The 18,688-nt window shown below is 68.3% G+C and carries 16 protein-coding genes; 8 read left to right on the forward strand and 8 right to left on the reverse strand.

The annotated features are described in order from the left end of the window. Window positions 1–73: 73 nt before the first annotated feature. The 3 genes from AC3WL7_RS18150 to AC3WL7_RS18160 are packed head-to-tail and all read right to left on the reverse strand — an operon-like array spanning window position 74 to window position 2,432. On the reverse strand, window positions 74–319 hold the full coding sequence (locus tag AC3WL7_RS18150) for a DUF6587 family protein (protein ID WP_492752220.1): 246 nt from the start codon (window positions 317–319) through the stop codon (window positions 74–76). Continuing rightward, entirely contained in the window at window positions 319–2,181 is a 1,863-nt protein-coding gene (gene feoB / locus AC3WL7_RS18155; RefSeq protein ID WP_492752224.1) for a ferrous iron transport protein B, read from the reverse strand. The genes AC3WL7_RS18150 and feoB overlap by 1 nt, the downstream gene beginning before the upstream one ends. Further along, window positions 2,178–2,432 carry a FeoA family protein gene (locus tag AC3WL7_RS18160; protein ID WP_492752230.1) on the reverse strand — a complete coding sequence of 85 codons (255 nt, stop codon included), beginning with the start codon at window positions 2,430–2,432 and terminating at the stop codon, window positions 2,178–2,180. Before AC3WL7_RS18160 ends, feoB begins: the two co-directional genes overlap by 4 nt. Before the next feature lie 119 nt (window positions 2,433–2,551). On the opposite strand from AC3WL7_RS18160, the gene AC3WL7_RS18165 reads away from it, so the two are divergent. The 5 genes from AC3WL7_RS18165 to yeiP all read left to right on the forward strand — a co-directional run bounded on the left by AC3WL7_RS18165 (window position 2,552) and on the right by yeiP (window position 8,539). After that, the gene (locus tag AC3WL7_RS18165; RefSeq protein ID WP_079221734.1) at window positions 2,552–3,340 is read left to right on the forward strand and encodes an enoyl-CoA hydratase/isomerase family protein; all 789 of its coding nucleotides are present in this window, start codon (window positions 2,552–2,554) and stop codon (window positions 3,338–3,340) included. A 209-nt stretch (window positions 3,341–3,549) separates the two neighbouring features. Further along, the gene (locus tag AC3WL7_RS18170) at window positions 3,550–4,443 is read left to right on the forward strand and encodes a hydroxymethylglutaryl-CoA lyase (RefSeq protein ID WP_492752239.1); all 894 of its coding nucleotides are present in this window, start codon (window positions 3,550–3,552) and stop codon (window positions 4,441–4,443) included. Further along, complete coding sequence (locus AC3WL7_RS18175; protein ID WP_492752243.1) at window positions 4,440–7,034, forward strand: sensor domain-containing protein; 2,595 nt, start codon at window positions 4,440–4,442, stop codon at window positions 7,032–7,034. Before AC3WL7_RS18170 ends, AC3WL7_RS18175 begins: the two co-directional genes overlap by 4 nt. A 118-nt stretch (window positions 7,035–7,152) precedes the next feature. Next, window positions 7,153–7,923: an SDR family oxidoreductase gene (locus tag AC3WL7_RS18180; protein ID WP_108759333.1), complete on the forward strand. Its 771-nt coding sequence runs from the start codon at window positions 7,153–7,155 to the stop codon at window positions 7,921–7,923. A 49-nt stretch (window positions 7,924–7,972) separates the two neighbouring features. After that, window positions 7,973–8,539 (forward strand): elongation factor P-like protein YeiP, encoded by a 567-nt coding sequence (yeiP, locus tag AC3WL7_RS18185; protein WP_079221730.1) that lies wholly within the window; start codon window positions 7,973–7,975, stop codon window positions 8,537–8,539. 53 nt (window positions 8,540–8,592) lie between these two features. Here the strand turns inward: yeiP and AC3WL7_RS18190 are convergent, their stop codons facing one another. The 4 genes from AC3WL7_RS18190 to AC3WL7_RS18205 form a co-directional block, all read right to left on the reverse strand. Beyond that, on the reverse strand, window positions 8,593–9,285 hold the full coding sequence (locus AC3WL7_RS18190; RefSeq protein ID WP_492752250.1) for an MliC family protein: 693 nt from the start codon (window positions 9,283–9,285) through the stop codon (window positions 8,593–8,595). Between the two features lie 100 nt (window positions 9,286–9,385). Then, a complete protein-coding gene (locus AC3WL7_RS18195) occupies window positions 9,386–11,182 on the reverse strand; it encodes a DUF7844 domain-containing protein (protein WP_492752252.1) in 1,797 nt (598 codons plus the stop codon). A 40-nt stretch (window positions 11,183–11,222) separates the two neighbouring features. Continuing rightward, window positions 11,223–11,522 carry a DUF2388 domain-containing protein gene (locus tag AC3WL7_RS18200; RefSeq protein WP_079225213.1) on the reverse strand — a complete coding sequence of 100 codons (300 nt, stop codon included), beginning with the start codon at window positions 11,520–11,522 and terminating at the stop codon, window positions 11,223–11,225. A gap of 62 nt (window positions 11,523–11,584) precedes the next feature. Then, the gene (locus AC3WL7_RS18205) at window positions 11,585–12,973 is read right to left on the reverse strand and encodes an FAD-binding oxidoreductase (protein WP_312736839.1); all 1,389 of its coding nucleotides are present in this window, start codon (window positions 12,971–12,973) and stop codon (window positions 11,585–11,587) included. Window positions 12,974–13,144: 171 nt separating this feature from the next. Between AC3WL7_RS18205 and serA the strand changes: the two genes are divergently transcribed. Then, window positions 13,145–14,386 (forward strand): phosphoglycerate dehydrogenase, encoded by a 1,242-nt coding sequence (gene serA, locus AC3WL7_RS18210; protein WP_079221726.1) that lies wholly within the window; start codon window positions 13,145–13,147, stop codon window positions 14,384–14,386. Window positions 14,387–14,525: 139 nt separating this feature from the next. Here serA and AC3WL7_RS18215 read toward each other — a convergent pair whose 3' ends face one another. Then, the gene (locus tag AC3WL7_RS18215) at window positions 14,526–15,140 is read right to left on the reverse strand and encodes an NUDIX hydrolase (RefSeq protein WP_492752257.1); all 615 of its coding nucleotides are present in this window, start codon (window positions 15,138–15,140) and stop codon (window positions 14,526–14,528) included. A 130-nt stretch (window positions 15,141–15,270) separates the two neighbouring features. Between AC3WL7_RS18215 and AC3WL7_RS18220 the strand changes: the two genes are divergently transcribed. After that, window positions 15,271–16,743, forward strand: a complete 1,473-nt coding sequence (locus tag AC3WL7_RS18220) for an amino acid permease (protein WP_492752259.1) — start codon at window positions 15,271–15,273, stop codon at window positions 16,741–16,743. A gap of 83 nt (window positions 16,744–16,826) precedes the next feature. After that, window positions 16,827–18,254: an amino acid permease gene (locus tag AC3WL7_RS18225; RefSeq protein WP_079221723.1), complete on the forward strand. Its 1,428-nt coding sequence runs from the start codon at window positions 16,827–16,829 to the stop codon at window positions 18,252–18,254. Window positions 18,255–18,688: the final 434 nt, after the last annotated feature.

Genomic DNA, 18,688 nt, shown 5'->3' on the forward strand with positions numbered 1-18,688 from the left:
TTCGACCCAGCCATGTTGAAAGTGGGTCAAGCCTGCTTCCAGCAGGCTTGACCACGAACATAGGATCTCGGCTCTACTTCTTGCTGGGTCCGCAGCTGTCGCAGCCACCACACGCCCCGCCACCGCCGTTGGCCGGCGGCGCCACCTTCCGCCCCAGCGCCTGCATCCAGGCGGCGCGACCGGGCTTGAGCAGGGCCAGCGCCAGCGTGCCACGCAGCTTGCGCGCCGTGCCGGGGAACTGTTTTTTCAGCACCACCCACGCGCTGACCAGCACCGCCACCGCGATGATGAGGTACTGGACCAGCAGGCCGGCGTCCATCAGCCGCCTCCCAGCGCCACGGTCACCTGGTAGGTGATCAGTGCCGCCACGTAGGCTGCCGCGAACAGGTACAGCGCCGAGAAGCCCATCGTCTTCCACGAATTGGTTTCGCGCTTGATGGTGGCCAGGGTGGAAATGCACATCGGTGCGTAGATGAACCACACCATCAGCGCCAGGCCGGTGGCCAGCGACCAGCCATCAGCCACCACCGGCGACAGCGCCGAGATGGCCGCATCATCGTCCGCCGCCGACAGCGCATAGACCGTGGCCAGCGAGGACACCGCCACTTCGCGCGCGGCCAGTCCCGGGATCAGCGCGATGCAGATCTGCCAGTTGAAGCCCAGCGGCGCGAAGATCGCGGTCATCGCATGGCCGATCTGGCCGGCATAGCTGTAGTCGATGGCCGGCATGGTGGCGTCGGCGGGGGCGCCCGGGAAGGTCAGCAACACCCACAGCAGGATGGTCAGGGCCAGGATGATGCCGCCCACCCGGCGCAGGAAGATCATGCCGCGCTCGTACAGGCCCACGGCCAGGTCGCGCACGTGCGGCAGGCGGTAGGACGGCAGTTCCAGCATCAGCGGGTGCTCGCTCTTGTCGCGGCGCCACTTCTTCATCACCCACGACATCACCAGCGCGCTGAGGATGCCGGCCACGTACAGGCCGAACAGCACCAGGCCCTGCTGGTTGAAGATGCCGACCTTGCCGGCCGGGATGAACGCACCGATCAGCAGCGCATACACGGGCAGGCGTGCCGAGCAGGTCATCAGCGGCGCCACCAGGATGGTCGCCAGGCGATCGCGCGGGTCCTGGATGCTGCGGGTGGCCATGATGCCGGGCACCGCACAGGCGAAGCTGGACAGCAGCGGGATGAACGAACGGCCCGACAGGCCGGCGCCCGCCATCATGCGGTCGAGCAGGAAGGCCGCGCGCGGCAGGTAGCCCGACTCCTCCAACGCAAGGATGAAGGCGAACAGGATCAGGATCTGCGGCAGGAACACCACCACGCCACCGAGGCCGGCGATGATGCCGTCGGTCAGCAGGCTGGTCAGTGGACCTTCGGGCAGCACGCCGCCAACGAACTCGCCCAGCCAGCCGAAGCCGGCTTCGATGCCGTCCATCAGCGGGGTCGCCCAGGCGAACACCGCCTGGAAGATCAGGAACATGACCACCACCAGGGTGATCAGGCCGAACACCGGGTGCAGCAGCCAGCGGTCCAGCGTGTCATCGATCTTCGCGGTGCGCGCCGGCATGGTGACGGCGGCCGAAAGAATGCTGCGCACCTTGGCGTGGTAATCGATGCCGCCCTCGACGCCGGCCAGCGGCGCATCCAGGTGCGGCACCATCGCATCGAGGCGATCGACCAGCGCCCTGGCGCCCTGCTTGCGCACGGCCACGGTTTCCACCACCGGCACGCCGATCTCGCGTTCCAGCGCGGCCACGTCGATGCGGATGCCACGGCGCTGGGCCGCATCGACCATGTTCAGCGCGATCACCATCGGCTTGCCCAGCTCACGCAGCTCCAGCGCGAAGCGCAGGTGCAGGCGCAGGTTGGTGGCGTCGATCACGCACAGCAGCACATCCGGCGCAGCCTCGCCCGGGTAGAAGCCCCGGCACAGGTCGCGGGTGATCGCCTCGTCCAGGCTGGCCGGCTGCAGGCTGTAGGCGCCGGGCAGGTCGAGCACGGCGAACTCGCGGCCGGACGGCGCACGCAGGCGGCCTTCCTTGCGCTCGACGGTGACGCCGGTGTAGTTGGCGACCTTCTGCCGGCTGCCGGTCAGCTGGTTGAACAGCGCGGTCTTGCCGCTGTTGGGGTTGCCGACCAGCGCGATGCGCAGCGGGGCGGCGTTGACGGCAGCATTCATGCACGGAACTCCGGACGGGCGGTGTCGATGACGATCCGCTTGGCCTCACTGATACGCAGCGCGAAACGGGTGAACCCGACCTGCACCAGCAGCGGCTCGCCACCGACCGGCCCCTTGGCCACCAGGCGCACTTCCTCGCCCTTGACGAAGCCCAGCTCGCGCAGGCGCCGGGCGATGGCATCGTTGGCGTGCAGGTCCTGCACGGAATCGACCGCGGCCGGGGTATGCAGGGGCAGTTCGGACAGCGTCATCTAGCGCGATCTCAGCTGGATGTAAATGGTTCTCGATTCTAACATTCCCGCGTCGCGTCATGGCCCATGACCAATGGCCCGCTATGATCCATACAGGTATGGAGTAACCCCGGATTCCCATGAACGATGCTTTGCTGATCGAGCGCGATGGCGCCGTCCTGACCCTCTGGCTGAACCGGCCGGAGCTGCACAATGCCTTCGATGCCAGCCTGATCGCCCGGCTGACCGCTGCCCTGGAGGCCGCCGGCCGCGACCCCGCAGTGCGGGTGGTGGTCCTGGCCGGCCACGGCGCGTCCTTCTCGGCCGGTGCCGACCTGCAGTGGATGCGCGGCATGGCCGCGGCCAGCGAGGCCGAGAACCGCGAGGACTCGCTGGCGCTGGCGCGGCTGATGCGCACCCTGGACGAGCTGCCCAAGCCGACCCTGGCCCGGGTCCATGGCGCAGCCTTTGGCGGCGGCGTCGGCCTGGTCGCCTGCTGCGACATCGCCATCGCCACCAGCGCGGCCCGGTTCGGCCTGACCGAGAGCCGCCTGGGCCTGCTGCCGGCGGTGATCTCGCCCTATGTGATCGAGGCCATCGGCCCGCGCCAGGCCCGCCGCTGGTTTGCCACCGGCGAGCACTTCGACGCGGAAACCGCCCTGCGCATCGGCCTGGTTCACCAGCTGGTCGAGCCCGAGCGCCTGGACGACGCCGTGCAGCGCCAGCTGGCCCTGCTGGACAAGGCCGGCCCGATCGCCTCGGCGTCTGCCAAGGAGCTGGTGCGGCAGGTCCGCGACAGCCATGACCGTGACACCCTCGACCGCGACAATGCCGCCCTGATCGCACGCCTGCGCGTGTCGGCCGAGGGCCAGGAAGGCCTCGGCGCCTTCCTCGACAAGCGTGCCCCGCACTGGGTGACGGAGGCCTGATCTACCCCGACGGCAACTACGTCGTGGCCGTCTGCCACCCCTTTGACTGATTCCCGCGCAGGAACGTGGCCGCTTTCGCGGCCGACCTCCGTATCCCTGTTGGCAGCCCGGTGGAGACCGCGTTGCCCCCGTTCTCCAGGAACCCTCGTGATCGCACCCGCTTCCGCCCCTGCCGCCCGCCCCACCCTGCCCGCCACGGAGGTGCGTCGATGAGCGATTTCGTCCGCATCGTCGAAGTGGGCCCGCGTGACGGCCTGCAGAACGAAAAGCAGGCGGTGGCCACCGCCGACAAAATCGCGCTGATCAACCGCCTGTCCGCCACCGGCCTGCGCACCATCGAAGCGACCAGCTTCGTCAGCCCGCGCTGGGTGCCGCAGCTGGCCGATGCGGCCGAGGTCTACGCCGGCATCGACCGCCGCGCCGGCATCGCCTACCCGGTGCTGGTGCCCAACGAGCAGGGCTATGACCGGGCGCGTGCCGTCGGCGTGCAGGAAGTGGCGGTGTTCACCGCCGCCTCCGAGGCCTTCAACCGCACCAATACCAATGCCGGCATCGACGAGTCGCTGGCCCGCTTCGCGCCCATCCTCCAACGCGCCGCCGAGGACGGCGTGCGTGTGCGTGGCTACGTCTCCACCGTGCTCGGCTGCCCCTACCAGGGCGACGTGCCGCTGGCCGACGTGGTGCGCGTCGCGCGCGCCCTGCATGACATGGGCTGCTACGAAATTTCGCTGGGCGACACCATCGGCGTCGGCACCCCGCACAAGGCGCGGGCCATGCTGAAAGCGGTCGCTGCCGAGATCCCGATGGGCGCACTGGCCGTGCACTTCCACGACACCTATGGCCAGGCCATCGCCAACATCGCCAGCTGCCTGGAAGAAGGCGTGCGCGTGGTCGACAGTGCGGTGTCCGGTGCGGGCGGCTGCCCGTATGCCAAGGGTGCCAGCGGCAACGTGGCCAGCGAGGACGTGGTCTACCTGCTGCAGGGCCTGGGCCTGGAGTGCGGCGTGGACCTGCCGGCCCTGGCTGAAACCGGCCGCTGGCTGGCCGGGTTGCTCGGCCGTGCCACTGCCAGCCGGGTCGGGCAGGCCCTGGCGGCGACATGAACGACAGCGGCCCGCGCGACGTTCCGGTGTACGGCGAACCATCCGCCGTGACCGACGACGCGCTGGCCGCACTGCAGGCCGCGCTGGCCAGCGCCCCGCCCGCCGCCCAGGCCCGCCTGCTGCGGCAGGCGATGGAGGCATTGATCGACGCCCGCCTGCGCATGGGCGAAGCACAGGAACGCTACGCCGCCCTGTTCGATGCGGTGCCCGACCCGGTCAGCATCCTCAGCGCCGACGGCGTGGTGCTGGACGTCAACCGCGCCGGCGTCCACGCCTACGACCGCCCGCGCGAGGCCATCGTCGGCCAGCCGATCGAACTGCTCAATCCCGACCTGCCCAGCGACCACCTGCAGCCCGTCTGGGAAGCACTGAACCGCGGTGACACCTACGTCATCGAAGTGACCAACATGCGCGGCGATGGCAGCCGCTTCCCGGTGGAAGTGCACTCGGCCGGCTTCCAGGACCATGGCCAGCCCTGCATCGTGGCCGTGGCGCGCGACCTGAGCGGGCGCTGGCGTGCCGAATCGCGCTACCGCCTGCTGATGGAATCGATCGACAAGGGCGTGATCCTGTTCGACCGCAACCTGCGGGTGATCTCGGCCAACCCGGCCGCGCACCGCATCCTGGGCATCACCAGCAACGGCAATGCGTTTGATGCCCTGCTCGATCCCGAGGCCTGGCTGATCGTCGACGAGCACGGCAATACCCTCACCCAGGCGCAGTGGCCGACCATCCGCTGCTTCCAGGCCGGGCGGGTCATCCGCAGCACCATCATCGGCCTGTACCACCGCCCGCGCGGGCGCATGCTGTGGCTGTCGACCACCAACGTGCCAGTGTTCGGCACCGGCTGCGACCAGGCCGACCATGTCTATTCGATGTTCAGCGACATCACCGAGCTCAAGCGCAACAACCTGCTGTTCGCGCGCGCGCAATCGCTGGCCCACATCGGCGGCTGGGAATGGGACCGCAGCCTGCAGCGCCTGTACCTGACCGACGAGGCGCGGCGCATCGTCGGACAGCCCGACGACCTGCAGGACATGACCGACCTGCTCGACTGCCTGCGCAGTGATGACCGCACCTCCCTGCAGCAGGCGCTGGCCGACACCATCGAGCACCGCAGCAGCTTCGGCCTGGAACTGCAGGGCCAGCGCCGCGACGGGCATTCGTTCTGGATCCGGATGATCGGCGAGGTGTCCACCGGCGATGTCGATGCCGCGCGCATCACCGGCACCGTGCAGGACATCACCGAACGCAAGCAGGCCGAGGAGACCCTGCGCGTGCAGGCGCGCACCGACCCGCTGACCGGCATCATGAACCGCGATGCGGTGCTCACCGACCTGGGCGTACGCATGGGCAGCCCCGGCCACGACCGGGTGGCGGTGCTGTACATCGACCTGGACCGCTTCAAGGTCGTCAACGACCTGCTCGGCCACAACGCCGGCGACGAGCTGTTGATCGAAGCGACCCGGCGCATCGCCACGGCCATCGGCACCGAAGGCCTGCTCGCCCGCTTCGGTGGCGACGAGTTCCTGGTGATCTGCGACCTGCGCGACCAGCCCGACCAGGCCGAGCAGCTGGCCGAGCGCATCACCGCCGCGTTCTCCTCCCCCTTCCAGCTGGGCAGCGATGAATTCCAGGTCACCGCCAGCATCGGCATTGCCAAGGCCCCCGGCGATGGCGACCGCCCCCAGCAGCTGATCCAGAACGCCGACACCGCCATGTACGAGTGCAAGCGCCGCACCCGCAACGGCTGGCACGTGTTCTCGCAGGAGCTGGCCGAGCGCCAGAACGACCGCCTGCAGATCGAGAGCCGCCTGCACAAGGCGCTGGACGGCGACGAGTTCCGGCTGGTCTACCAGCCGCAGATCAACCTGCGCACCGGGACCATCACCGGCTGCGAGGCCCTGATGCGCTGGCACAACGGCCAACTGGGGCAGATGCGCCCGGACCTGTTCATCCGCCACGCCGAGCACACCGGCGACATCGTGCGGATCGGCCAGTGGGCGCTGCGCGAGGCGTGCCGCCAGATACGCCAATGGCAGGACGATGGCCTGGAGACGATGCGGGTGGCGGTCAACGTCTCCTGGCGGCAGTTCGTCGGCGAGGACCTGGCCCGCTGGGTACGGCAGGTGCTGGACGAGTTCGAGCTGCCCGGCACGGTGCTGGAACTGGAGTTCACCGAGCGGGTGCTGATCGAGGACGCGCCGGACACCCTGCGCACCTTCGCCCGCCTGCGCGAGATGGGCGTGATGCTGACCATCGACGATTTCGGCGAGGGCTACAGTGCGCTGAACTACCTGCGGCGGCTGCCGATCCATGGCCTGAAACTGAGCCAGCTGTTCGTCGAGGGCATCCCGCGCAACCGCTCGGACGTGGCCGTGTGCGAGGCGGTCTGCGCGATCGCCCGCAGCCTGGGCCTGGGAGTGGTGGCCGAGGGCGTGGAAACCGAGGCCCAGCGCCAGTGCCTGCTGGGACTGGGGGTGACCATCGGCCAGGGCTTCCTGTTCGCCCCGGGCCTGCCCCCCGATGAGTTCAAGCGGCGCCTGCGCGGGCGCGACCCGCCGGAGATGGCCCGGGACCTCGCCGGGTAGAGCCAGGCCATGCCTGGCTGCGGGGCACTGGGGCGCATACCGCTTTGCAGCGGCGCACAACGGCGCGCGCCGTGGCTTCCGTTAGAATCGGCGGTTCTCGAACCTGCAGGACCGTTCAATGCAGCTGTCTTCCGTACGTGCCGTGATCACCGGCGGCGTTTCCGGCCTCGGCCTGGCCGTGGCCCAGCACCTGGTCGCCAACGGCGGCAAGGTCGCCCTGTTCGACCTCAATGACGACAAGGGCGCGGCCGCCGTAGCCGGGCTGGGCGCCGACACGGCCCGCTATTTCAACGTCAACGTCAGCGATGAGGCGGCCGTTGCCGCAGCCATCGACCAGGCCCACGATTTCCTCGGCGGCCTGAACGTGGCGATGAACTGCGCCGGCATCCTCGGCGCCGGCCGCGTGCTGGGCAAAGAGGGTCCGATGCCGCTGGCCGGCTTCCAGGGCACGGTGATGGTCAACCTGGTCGGCAGCTTCAACGTCGCCAAGGCCGCGGCCAACCGCATGCAGCACAACGACGCTGGCGAAGACGGCGAGCGCGGCGTGATCATCAACACCGCCAGCATCGCCGCCTACGAAGGCCAGATCGGCCAGGCCGCCTATGCCGCCAGCAAGGGCGGCGTGGTGTCGATGACCCTGCCGATGGCCCGCGAGCTCTCGCGGTTCGGCATCCGCGTCAACACCATTGCCCCGGGCGTGTTCTGGACGCCGATGGTCGATGGCATGCCCGAAGCCGTGCAGCAGTCGCTGGCCGCGTCCATCCCGTTCCCGTCGCGCCTGGGCAAGCCGGACGACTTCGCCAGCCTGGTCGGCTTCATTCTCGGCAATACCTATCTCAACGGCGAGACCATCCGCCTGGACGGCGCTACCCGCCTCGCTCCGAAGTGATTCCCCCCGGGCGCCGGGACGGCGCCCACCCCCAACGACCAACAACATCATGAAAGCCAACGACATCAAGAAGGGCAACGTCGTCGAGTACAACAACGGCGTGTACCAGATCCGCGACATCGAACGCAGCTCGCCGCAGGGCCGCGGCGGCAACGTCCGCTTCCGCTTCATCATGTACAGCGTGCCGGGTGGCAACAAGCTCGACGCCAGCTTCGATGCCGACGACAACCTGGTCGAAGTCGAACTGCTGCGCCGCCAGTCCACCTATTCGTACAAGGACGGCGATGCGTTCGTGTTCCTCGATGACGAGGACTACACCCCCTACACCCTCGACGCCGACGTGATCGGCGACGACGCCGGCTACATCACCGACGGCCTGACCGGCATCTATGTGCAGGTCATCGACGAGCAGCCGGTGGCGATCCAGCTGCCCGCCTCGGTGGTGCTGGAAGTGATTGAAACCCCGCCGGAGCTGAAGGGCGGCACCGCCACCAAGCGCCCGAAGCCGGCCAAGCTGAACACCGGCATTGAAATCATGGTGCCGGAGTACATCGCCAACGGCGAGCGCGTGCTGGTGAACACCGCCACCGGCGAATTCGCCGGCCGCGCCGACTAAGCGCTATCGCATCCCGTGGAGCCGAGCATGGGCTCGGCTCTACAGGGTTGCGCTTATCTGCCGCCGAAATTGCCGCAACCGTGGTACTGGCGAGCACCGACGGTCAGCATCGCTTTGGCCTCGAACGATTCGCCGCTCATGCTGTCCTGGCAGGTGGTGCGCTGGAAGCTCAGCTTGATGTCGGTGCCATCGGCAGCCTTGCCCGCCCAGCCATCCGCACCGGTGGTGGGCGCGGCTACCTGGAAACGGCGCTCGCCGTAGTCCACGTCCACCTGCAGGCCCGGCGCATCGCCGTCGACCACGGCCAGCCAGCCGGGCTCGTTGCCAGTGGCACGGAATGCGGCCTTGCCCGCGCTGCCATCGCCTTCGATGCCCTGCTGGGCATGGCACTCGCGATCGGGCTCACCCTTCAGGCTCAACAGGCCATCATCGCTGCCCTTGGCCCAGAAGCTGTTGCCCTTGCCATCGCTGTACTTCGCCCCGGACGCCACCCGTTCCGCGCGCAGCGCGAAGCGGCGTTCACCGATCGTCACCGTCGCCGCGTCCTCGCCCTCGAAGCGCGCCTGGACATCCAGGTCGCCGCAGCGGTAAGCGGTTTCGCTGGCGGCTGCGGCCTCCGTCGCCGGCTCCGGCACGGGTGGCGGCAGATCGGCGGCGGTCGCCGCTGCGGGAGGTGCTGCCGCAGGCTGGCAGGCGGTGAGGAGGATGCCCAGGGAGGCTGCCAACAGGCCGGGAACTACACGCATGGCTCGACTCCTTGTCGATACTGCTGAGGACACCTGACCGTACCACCTTGGCACCGGCAGGGCCTGAAAGCCGCCTGACCGCAGCCGCAGCACGCCCTGATCAGGGAACGGCGACGCCCGCGACCGGTGCGGCGGCCTGCTCACGCAGCCGCTGGCCGAGGGCCGCGAGGTTGGCGTCGATGTCATCCAGTTCCTGCCGCTGCCCGGCAGGCAGCTGCACGCGCAGCTGCTGGCGCAGCGACTGCCAGCCGGGCACGGCCGCTGCACTGGCGGTGGCCACGGCCCCGGCAACCACGGCCTGCTCTTCGGCCAGCGGCAGCCCATAGCCGCCATCGGCCAGCAGGCGACCCGGCCGCAACCACTGCCCGCTCTGTTCAAGCAGGCCGCGCAGCTGCGCGGTGGCCTCGCTTTCCAGCGCGGCCAGCAGGCGCCGCTTCAGGGTGTCCCGCGCCCGCAGCTCAGCACGGCGCTGTGCGGCCTGTTCCAGCAACAGCAACCCGGCGCTCGCGCGCACATCGCCCTGCAGCAGCCACGGCGCACGCTGCCGCGCGGGCAGCTTCAGCCAAGCCTGCACATCGTGCGTCGGCAGGGAGTTCTGCGCGGCAGCAACCGCAAACAACTGCTGGTAATGGTCGCGTGCCGATGCGAAGTAATAGCCTTGGGCCTGCGCGCCGGCACGGTCGTCCAGCACCCGCTCATCCAGTGCATCCAGCCGCACCAGTCGCCGGCGCAACCCGCGCGGGGTCAGCTGGGCCAGGCCGGCCTCGCCCAGCCGTGGAACCCCGGCCTGCAGCAGCTTGGCGGTTTCCACCGCACAGTTGTTGCTGACGAAGTAATAGCGCCCGTCATAGCTCCAGTGCACCTGTGCGGTGCGCTCGAGCAGGCTGGCGATTTCGCTGCGATCAAGCGCCAGCGGCAGTGATTGCAGCCCGCGCAGTTCGACCTTGGTGTACTCGTCCACCACCTGCTGCAACGGCAACACGAACAACCGCGACGGATAGCCGCCGGTCAGCCCCCGCCAGTTGGAAATCTGCACGTCGCCGACGAAGGCGCGGAAGGACAGGACGCGGTGATACTCCAGATCCAGCCGGCAATCCGGCCCCGGCGCGCGGCCCGGGCGGCAGATGACCAGGCGCAGCATGCTGTGGCCCCAGCGGCTCATCGGCTGCGCACTGCCCTCGGCGAACAGGTAATCGACGGCGAAGACGCGGGCAGGATCCAGCTGCAGCAACGACGCCGCGCCCTCCTCCGCCTCAGCCTGCAGCAGCGGCACCGTGCCATCGCACTGCACCGTCGGCAAGGAGGGCGGCGTGCCGAAATGCTGCTGGTACCACTGCGCCAAGGCGGGACGGCGGCAGGCGAATTCGGCGTCGAGCACGAAACGCTCGGCATTCACCGCCAGGTATTCAGCCGGGTCCGTCAGTTCGTAGCGATCCGGGCTGCGGTCGCTGAAGTGGTTGTCGCCGCGCCCCAGGTGCCAGGGCCTGCGCTGCCAACCGGCCAGATCACGCCAGCGCGCGCTGTGCGACCAGTTCGCGCCGCTGCGGTCTGCTACATGGGTGAGTTCGTGGACCAGCGCGCTGCGACGCGCACGGCGCGCCCCCGCCTGGCTGTCATCCAGCAGATCCAGGCGCAGCGCAATGCGTCCGGCGAATGCGCGGCCGTGCACCTGCCCCGGCAGGTCATCGCGCCACGACACCCGCACCTGCGCAGGCAGCGCGCGCAGCAGGCCATCCGGCAGCAGTGCCTGCACATCGTCCAGCGTCTGCCGGGCCAGCTGCTGCTGCGGCTCGCTCAGTCCGGCGGGATCAAGCTGCAGGCGATCGGCCGCATGCGCGGCGTGCGCGATCAGCAATAGAGCCACGCCCTGCGTGGCTGCGTTTCGTGCAGATGTCATGGCGTTGCCGGCCAGCGGCCGGCACTACCGGAAGGCCGGTTCAGCGGGCCAGCAGCGCGCGGGCCAGCTGCAGATCGCTCTGCTGCTGGGCAGCGGCATCCTGCTCGCGCAGGTGCACCAGCGCCGCCTGCAGGCGCGCACCGCGGATCTGGCCGTCGCTGGCCACGAATGCGGCAGCATCATCGCGCGCAGCCAGCACCACCTTGTCATCACCCGAGCTGCTGCCCGAGGAACCGGAAGACGCACCGGTGGCCGAACCCGCCGAGGTGCCAGCGAAGCTGGAAGCGAAGCCGGCCAGCGGCAGGGACAGCAGGGCGAGCAGCAGGAGCGGACGGGTCATCGTGGTCAGGCCATCAGTGGAGTTGCAGGGAGCGTAATGGTTGTGTGAAGTCTTTGCCTGCATCAGGCGTCGAACAGCTTGCCTGGATTCAGCCGCGCTTCGGGATCGAAGGCGCGCTTGACCGCCTTCATCAGCGCGATTTCCGCCGGGCCGCGCGTGCTGTCCAGGTAGCCCTTCTTGACCAGGCCGATGCCATGTTCGGCCGAAATGCTGCCATCGAAGCGCGCCAGCACCTGCGCCAGCAGCTTGGTCACGTGCTCGCACTGGGTCACGAAATCGGCATCACTGGTGTCGTCCGGCTTCAGCACGTTGATATGCAGGTTGCCATCGCCGATGTGGCCGAACCAGACAACGTCGAAGTGCGGATACGCCTCGCCGATCAGTGCCTGGGTCTCGGCCAGGAACGCCGGCATCGCCGAGATCCGCACCGAGACATCGTTCTTGTATGGCTTGTAGCGGGCCACCGCTTCGGTGATGCCCTCGCGCAGGCGCCACAGCTGCGCCGCCTGAGCATCGCTGGCGCTGATCACGCCGTCGCTGACCCAGCCGTTGCCCATGCAGTCCTCGAAGGCCGCCATGGCCGCCGCTTCCTGCGCCTCATCGTTGGCGGCGAATTCGGTGACCACGTAATACGGGTGCACCTCGTCGAACGGGGCCTGCGCGCCGTGGGCCAGCACATGCTCGAGCGCGCGCTCGGTGAAGAATTCGAAGGCCTGCAGCTGCAGGCGTGCGCGGAAGGCCGCAAACACCTGCATCAGCACGTCGAAGCTCGGCACCGCCAGCAGCATCACGTTGCTGGCCGGCGGCGGATCGGTCAGCTTCACCGTGGCCTCGACGATCACGCCCAGCGTGCCCTCGGACCCGATCATCAGCTGGCGGAAATCGTAGCCACTGGAATTCTTGATGAGGCCTTTGTTGAGTTCCAGCAGTTCGCCACTGGCGGTGACCACCTTCAACCCGGCGATCCATTCGCGGGTGTTGCCGTAGCGGATCACGCGGATGCCACCGGCATTGGTGGCGATGTTGCCGCCGATGGAGCACGAGCCGCGCGCGGCGAAATCCACCGGGTAGATCAAGCCGTGGTCCAGCGCGGCGTTGTGCAGTGCCTCCAGCGGCATGCCCGCCTGCACCACCAGGGTGCGGTCGACCGCATCGTAGGCCAGCGCCTTGTTCATCCGCTCCAGGCTCAGCACCAGCTCGCCGTTGGCCGCCACGGCGCCGCCGGACAGGCCGGTGCGACCGCCGGAAGGCACCACCGCCACGCCCTCCGCCGCGCTCCAGCGCATCACGGCCTGCACCTCCTCCACCGATGCCGGCAGGGCGATGGCCAGTGGCGCCGGGGTCCAGCGCCGGGTCCAGTCGCGGCCGTAATGCTCCAGGTCGGCAGGGTCGGTCTTCAGCTTCAGGCCGGGACAGGCCTGCTGCAGCGAGGCGATGCGGGAATCGGTCATGACGGTCCAGCGCGGTGCGTGAAGAACGGGCAAGCGTGCCAGCGCCGCGGGCCAGCGTCCAGCCCCGGCAATCACCCGGAATGGCTACGGATGCAACTATTTCCGCACTGCACCATGGCCGCGCCGATCTGGCATAGTGGTCAGCCCCTGTCCCACTGGCCGTGCCGTACCATGTCGCCGAAGAAGACCTCGTTCCCGAAGCAGGATATCCGCGTGCTGTTGCTGGAGGGGGTCAGCCAGACCGCCGTGGAGGTGTTCAGCGCCGCCGGCTACAGCCAGATCGAAGCGCACAGCAAGGCGCTGCCGGAGGACGAACTGAAGGCGCGCATCGCCGAGGCGCACATCGTCGGCATCCGCTCGCGCACCCAGCTCAGCGCCGAGGTGCTGGCCGAGGCCAAGCGCCTGATCGCGGTGGGCTGCTTCTGCATCGGCACCAACCAGGTCGACCTGGACGCGGCCGAGCTGGCCGGCATCCCGGTGTTCAACGCGCCCTACTCTAATACCCGCAGCGTGGCCGAGCTGGTCATCGCTGAGGCCATCATGCTGACCCGTGGCATTCCGCAGAAGAACGCCGAATGCCATCGCGGCGGCTGGTCGAAGTCGGCCAGCGGCAGCCACGAGGTGCGTGGCAAGACGCTGGGCATCATCGGCTACGGCCACATCGGCACCCAGGTCGGCGTGCTGGCCGAATCGCTGGGCATGCAGGTGATCTTCCACGACGTGGAAACCAAGCTGTCGCTGGGCAATGCCCGTGCCGCCGCCAGCCTGGACGACCTGCTGGCGCGCGCCGACATCGTCACCCTGCACGTGCCGGAAACCCCGTCCACGCAGTGGATGATCGGCGCCACCGAGCTGGCGAAGATGCGCCGCGGCGCGCACGTGATCAATGCCGCGCGCGGGACCGTGGTCGATATCGACGCACTGGACGCGGCCCTGGCCAGTGGCCACATCGGCGGCGCGGCCCTGGACGTGTTCCCGGTCGAGCCCAAGGGCAATGGCGATATCTTCGAATCGCCGCTGACCCGCCACGACAACGTCATCCTGACCCCGCACGTGGGCGGCAGCACCCTGGAAGCGCAGGACAACATCGGCATTGAAGTGGCGGCCAAGCTGGTGCGCTACAGCGACAACGGCAGCACCCTGTCGGCGGTCAACTTCCCGGAAGTGACCCTGCCCGAGCACGCCGACAGCCTGCGCCTGCTGCACATCCACCAGAACGTGCCCGGCGTGCTGTCCAAGGTCAACGAGATCTTCTCGCGGCACAACGTCAACATCGACGGCCAGTTCCTGCGCACCGACCCGAAGGTGGGCTACGTGGTGATCGACATCACCGCCAGCGAGGAACAGGCCGGTGCGGTGCGTGACGAGCTGGCGGCCATTCCGGGCACCCTGCGCACCCGCATTCTGTATTGATGAAGGCGTCGCCGGGCATGGCCCGGCCCGCACGACGGCAGCGCCGGGCCGTGCCCGGCGGAAATGCATCCGACACCGCGCCATCCACGCATGGCGTGGATCTACTGCAGTAGAGCCACGCCATGCGTGGCTGCCCCTGTCAGCACGACAGCCAGCGGCGGGCCATGCGCTGCATTGATGCGTCCGATTCCGGATCTTCGGCAACCTCGGCCACCGGGCGCCAGGCCAGGTCGAGCGATTCCTCGCTGAGCACGAACGCCTCGCCCCCCACGGCACGGATCACGAAACGCACGTCGTAGTGCCAGTGCCCGGGCACGTCGGTGCGTTCGGGAATCCAATGCTTGTCCAGGTCGAAGATGGCCGGGTCATCCAGGACCAAGCCGGCCAGGCCTGATTCCTCTTCCGCTTCCTTCAGCGCCACGCGTCCCAGGTCGCGGTCGCCATCGGCATGGCCGCCCAGCTGCAGCCAACGCTGCAGCTTGCGATGGTGGGTCAGCAGCAGGCGTTGGCCGTCGGCACTGACCAGCCAGCAGCTGGCCGTGAAGTGCCCGGCCAGACGTTCACGACAGAAAGGATCCTGCGGGTCGTCGATCAATGTGCTGAATTCGGCAGCCAGCGCGTCGTGGGATGGCTCCCGGCGGGCGTAGTCATGCAGCAGGCCACGCAGCTGATCATCAAGCGCGGCAAGGGATTCGGCAGGTTGATTCATGAATGCGGGGCAATCGGAAAAATACTGCCCATTATCGCCGGTCATTGTTGCGATTGCGCTTGTGCGGTGGCTTCAGCTTTGGCTAAGGTACAGCGGGCCGTTCGCGCGGCCTTCACCATTCCAGGCCGCCGGCAACGCATCGGCGGCCCCAATCCGATCATCAGGAAAGTTCTGCATGCTGAAAGCACTGTTGAGGGTCAAGCCGGTTCAACCGGCCGGGCACGTCGATGCTGGCGAACCCATCGAAGGCAGCCTGGACGGCGAAGCCACGTTGAAACGGACCCTCACGGCGAAACACCTCATCATGCTCGGCATCGGTGCGGTGATCGGCGCAGGCATCTTCGTGCTGACCGGCCAGGCCGCGGCCAACCATGCCGGCCCGGCGGTCATGCTCTCGTTCGTCATCGCCGGCTTCGCCTGCGCGCTGGCGGGCCTGTGCTACGCCGAGTTCGCGGCGATGATGCCGGTCTCCGGCAGCGCCTACTCATACTCCTACGCCACCCTCGGCGAAGGCATGGCCTGGTTCATCGGCTGGTGCCTGGTGCTGGAATACCTGTTCGCCTCGGCCTCGGTCGCGGTGGGCTGGTCGGCCTACCTGATCAGCTTCCTCACCAGCACGCTGAACATGCCGTTCCCGGACGCGCTCAGTGCAGCGCCGATCGCCTGGACCGGCAGCGAGTTCGTCGCCTCCGGCAAGCTGTTCAACCTGCCGGCAGTGCTGATCATCGCGGCGGTGTCGGGCCTGCTGTACGTCGGCGTCACCCAGTCCGCCTTCGTCAACGCGATCATCGTGGCCATCAAGGTCACCGTCATCTGCCTGTTCATCGGCATCGGCGCGGCGCATATCGATCCGGGCAACTGGCACCCCTTCATCCCTGAAAACACCGGGCCGGGCGAGTTCGGCTGGAGCGGCATCTTCCGCGCCGCCACCATCGTGTTCTTCGCCTACATCGGCTTCGACGCGGTTTCCACCGCCGCCGGCGAAACCAAGGACCCGCAGCGCAACATGCCGATCGGCCTGCTCGGCTCGCTGGCCGTGTGCACCATCGTCTACATCATCGTCTGCGCGGTGCTGACCGGCATGATGCCGTACCACCTGCTGGGCACCGACAAGCCAGTGGCCACCGCGCTGGAAGGCTACCCACAGCTGGCGTGGCTGAAGACCGCCGTCGAGATCGGCGCCATCGCCGGCCTGTCCTCGGTGATCCTGGTGATGATGATGGGCCAGACCCGCATCGCCTACACGATCTCGCGCGACGGCCTGCTGCCGAAGTTCTTCGGCAAGGTCCACGCCCGCTTCCGCACCCCGTACTGGGCCACGATCGTGGTCGGCGTGATCGCCGCTGCACTGGCCGGCCTGGTGCCGCTGAACGTGCTGGGTGAACTGGTCTCGATGGGCACCCTGCTGGCCTTCGCCACCGTCTGCATCGGCGTGCTGGTCCTGCGCTATACCAAGCCGGACCTGCACCGCCCGTTCCGCGTGCCGGCGGTGTGGATCATCTGCCCGCTGGGCGCGGCCACCTGCCTGTTCCTGTTCTGGCAGGCGTTCGTGGTGCATTGGCACCTGTTCGTCGGCTGGACCGTGCTGGGCCTGCTGATCTACCTCGGCTACGGCATCCGCAACAGCAAGCTGGCCAAGTCTCCCTGATGTGCCTACGGGCCGGCCTCGCGCCGGCCCGTCCGTTTCTCCCCGCGCGCCATCCGCGGCGCGCTTCGAAAAGATCGACACACATGTTCAAGCAACTGTGGGCCACCAAGCACCCGCATGCCGCCCATGAAGACGCCAACGGCCTGAGCCTGCGCCGCCACCTCGGCCCCTGGGGCCTGACCGCGCTGGGCATCGGCGCGGTCATCGGCGGCGGCATCTTCGTCATCACCGGCCAGGCCGCGGCCAACCATGCCGGCCCGGCCATCATGCTGTCCTTCGTGCTGGCCGCGGTCTGCTGCGCCTTCTGCGCGCTGGCCTATGCCGAGTTCGCCTCGATGGTGCCGGTGTCCGGCAGCGCCTACACCTACACCTACGCCACCTTCGGCGAACTCTCGGCCTGGTTCATCGGCTGGATGCTGGTGCTCGAGTACGGCGTATCGGCCTCGGCGGTGGCGGTCAGCTGGACCGGCTACTTCCTCAGCCTGCTCAGCCAGTTCGACATCCACCTGCCAGCGGCGCTGGTCAGTGCACCACTGGACGCGCAGCTGCGCCCCACCGGCGCCATCGCCAACCTGCCCGCCGCCATCCTGGTACTGCTGCTGACCTGGCTGTGCTACGTCGGCATCAGCAAGTCCTCGGCGATGAACATGGCGATGGTCGTGTTGAAGACCGGCCTGATCGTGCTGGTCATCGTGGTCGGCTGGAAGTACATGGACACCAGCAACTGGACCCCGTTCATCCCGGCCAACGAAGGCCCGGGCAAGTACGGGATGGAAGGCGTGCTGCGCGGCGCGGCCATGGTGTTCTTCGCCTACATCGGCTTCGAGGCGGTGTCGGTGGCGGCGCAGGAATCGAAGAACCCGCAGCGCGACATGCCGATCGGCATGATGCTGTCGCTGGTGATCTGCACGGTGCTGTACATCGCCATGGCGGCGGTGATGACCGGCCTGGTGCCGTACCAGCTGCTGGGCACCGACGAACCGGTGGTGACCGCCGTGGCGGCGCACCCGCAGCTGGGCTGGCTGCGCTGGGTGGTCGAGGTCGGCGCCCTGGTCGGCCTGTCCTCGGTGGTGCTGGTGATGATCATCGGCCAGCCGCGCATCTTCATGATCATGGGGCGCGATGGCCTGCTGCCGCCGGTGTTCACCAAGATCCACCCGAAGTACCGCACCCCGCACATCAACACGGTCATCACCGGCATCGGCATCGCCCTGCTGGCGGCGCTGTTCCCGCTGGACATCCTGGGTGAACTGACCTCGATGGGCACCCTGATCGCGTTTGCGGCCGTGTGTGCGGGCGTGCTGATCCTGCGCCGCACCCAGCCGGACCTGCCGCGTCCGTTCCGCATGCCGATGGCGTGGCTGATCTGCACCCTGGGCGTGCTGAGCTGCCTGGCGCTGCTGTCGGCGATGACGATGCACAACTGGATGCTGATGGGTGTGTGGACGTTCGTCGGCTTCGTGATCTATTTCTGCTACGGCTTCAAGCACAGCCGCCTGCGGGGCCAGTAAGGGTTTTCTGTATTGCAGGGCCTGCGGCCCTGCACCCGCTGGAGCAACGTCAACAGCAACGGCTGGGCTGAGGGGTTGGCGGGGAGGGGTGAGATTGCGGGGGACGCTGCAAGTACGTCCCTGTAAGCTCGGTCGCCGCATCCATGCGGCTCACGCCCCCGCAACCTCACCCCTCCCCGCCTTCGACACTCTCCCGGCGCGTTCGGTAGATCCACGCCATGCGTGGATGAGTTCCGTCTGGGGAATGAATCTTCTGTAGAGCGGAGCCATGCTCCGCTCCGAGCAAGCGCAGCGCCGCGACCCGCTTCTGCCTTGCCTTCTTCACTCCGTGGCTGGCGCGCACGGAACCTGTCCGTGGCCGGCCGGGGTGGGCTGGCGGGACCGCAGGCGCCATGGATGGCGCCTACGAGCCCCCATGGATGGGTTCACGGCGT

This window comes from Stenotrophomonas sp. FW305-3-2-15-E-LB1, assembly GCF_058787375.1.

Excerpts from the sequence above, each read along its gene's own strand:
- AC3WL7_RS18150 (WP_492752220.1), bottom strand. The coding sequence starts at position 319 with ATGGACGCCGGCCTGCTGGTCCAGTACCTCATCATCGCGGTGGCGGTG.
- feoB (WP_492752224.1), bottom strand. The coding sequence starts at position 2,181 with ATGAATGCTGCCGTCAACGCCGCCCCGCTGCGCATCGCGCTGGTCGGC.
- AC3WL7_RS18160 (WP_492752230.1), bottom strand. The coding sequence starts at position 2,432 with ATGACGCTGTCCGAACTGCCCCTGCATACCCCGGCCGCGGTCGATTCC.
- AC3WL7_RS18165 (WP_079221734.1), top strand. The coding sequence starts at position 2,552 with ATGAACGATGCTTTGCTGATCGAGCGCGATGGCGCCGTCCTGACCCTC.
- AC3WL7_RS18170 (WP_492752239.1), top strand. The coding sequence starts at position 3,550 with ATGAGCGATTTCGTCCGCATCGTCGAAGTGGGCCCGCGTGACGGCCTG.
- AC3WL7_RS18175 (WP_492752243.1), top strand. The coding sequence starts at position 4,440 with ATGAACGACAGCGGCCCGCGCGACGTTCCGGTGTACGGCGAACCATCC.
- AC3WL7_RS18180 (WP_108759333.1), top strand. The coding sequence starts at position 7,153 with ATGCAGCTGTCTTCCGTACGTGCCGTGATCACCGGCGGCGTTTCCGGC.
- yeiP (WP_079221730.1), top strand. The coding sequence starts at position 7,973 with ATGAAAGCCAACGACATCAAGAAGGGCAACGTCGTCGAGTACAACAAC.
- AC3WL7_RS18190 (WP_492752250.1), bottom strand. The coding sequence starts at position 9,285 with ATGCGTGTAGTTCCCGGCCTGTTGGCAGCCTCCCTGGGCATCCTCCTC.
- AC3WL7_RS18195 (WP_492752252.1), bottom strand. The coding sequence starts at position 11,182 with ATGACATCTGCACGAAACGCAGCCACGCAGGGCGTGGCTCTATTGCTG.
- AC3WL7_RS18200 (WP_079225213.1), bottom strand. The coding sequence starts at position 11,522 with ATGACCCGTCCGCTCCTGCTGCTCGCCCTGCTGTCCCTGCCGCTGGCC.
- AC3WL7_RS18205 (WP_312736839.1), bottom strand. The coding sequence starts at position 12,973 with ATGACCGATTCCCGCATCGCCTCGCTGCAGCAGGCCTGTCCCGGCCTG.
- serA (WP_079221726.1), top strand. The coding sequence starts at position 13,145 with ATGTCGCCGAAGAAGACCTCGTTCCCGAAGCAGGATATCCGCGTGCTG.
- AC3WL7_RS18215 (WP_492752257.1), bottom strand. The coding sequence starts at position 15,140 with ATGACCGGCGATAATGGGCAGTATTTTTCCGATTGCCCCGCATTCATG.
- AC3WL7_RS18220 (WP_492752259.1), top strand. The coding sequence starts at position 15,271 with ATGCTGAAAGCACTGTTGAGGGTCAAGCCGGTTCAACCGGCCGGGCAC.
- AC3WL7_RS18225 (WP_079221723.1), top strand. The coding sequence starts at position 16,827 with ATGTTCAAGCAACTGTGGGCCACCAAGCACCCGCATGCCGCCCATGAA.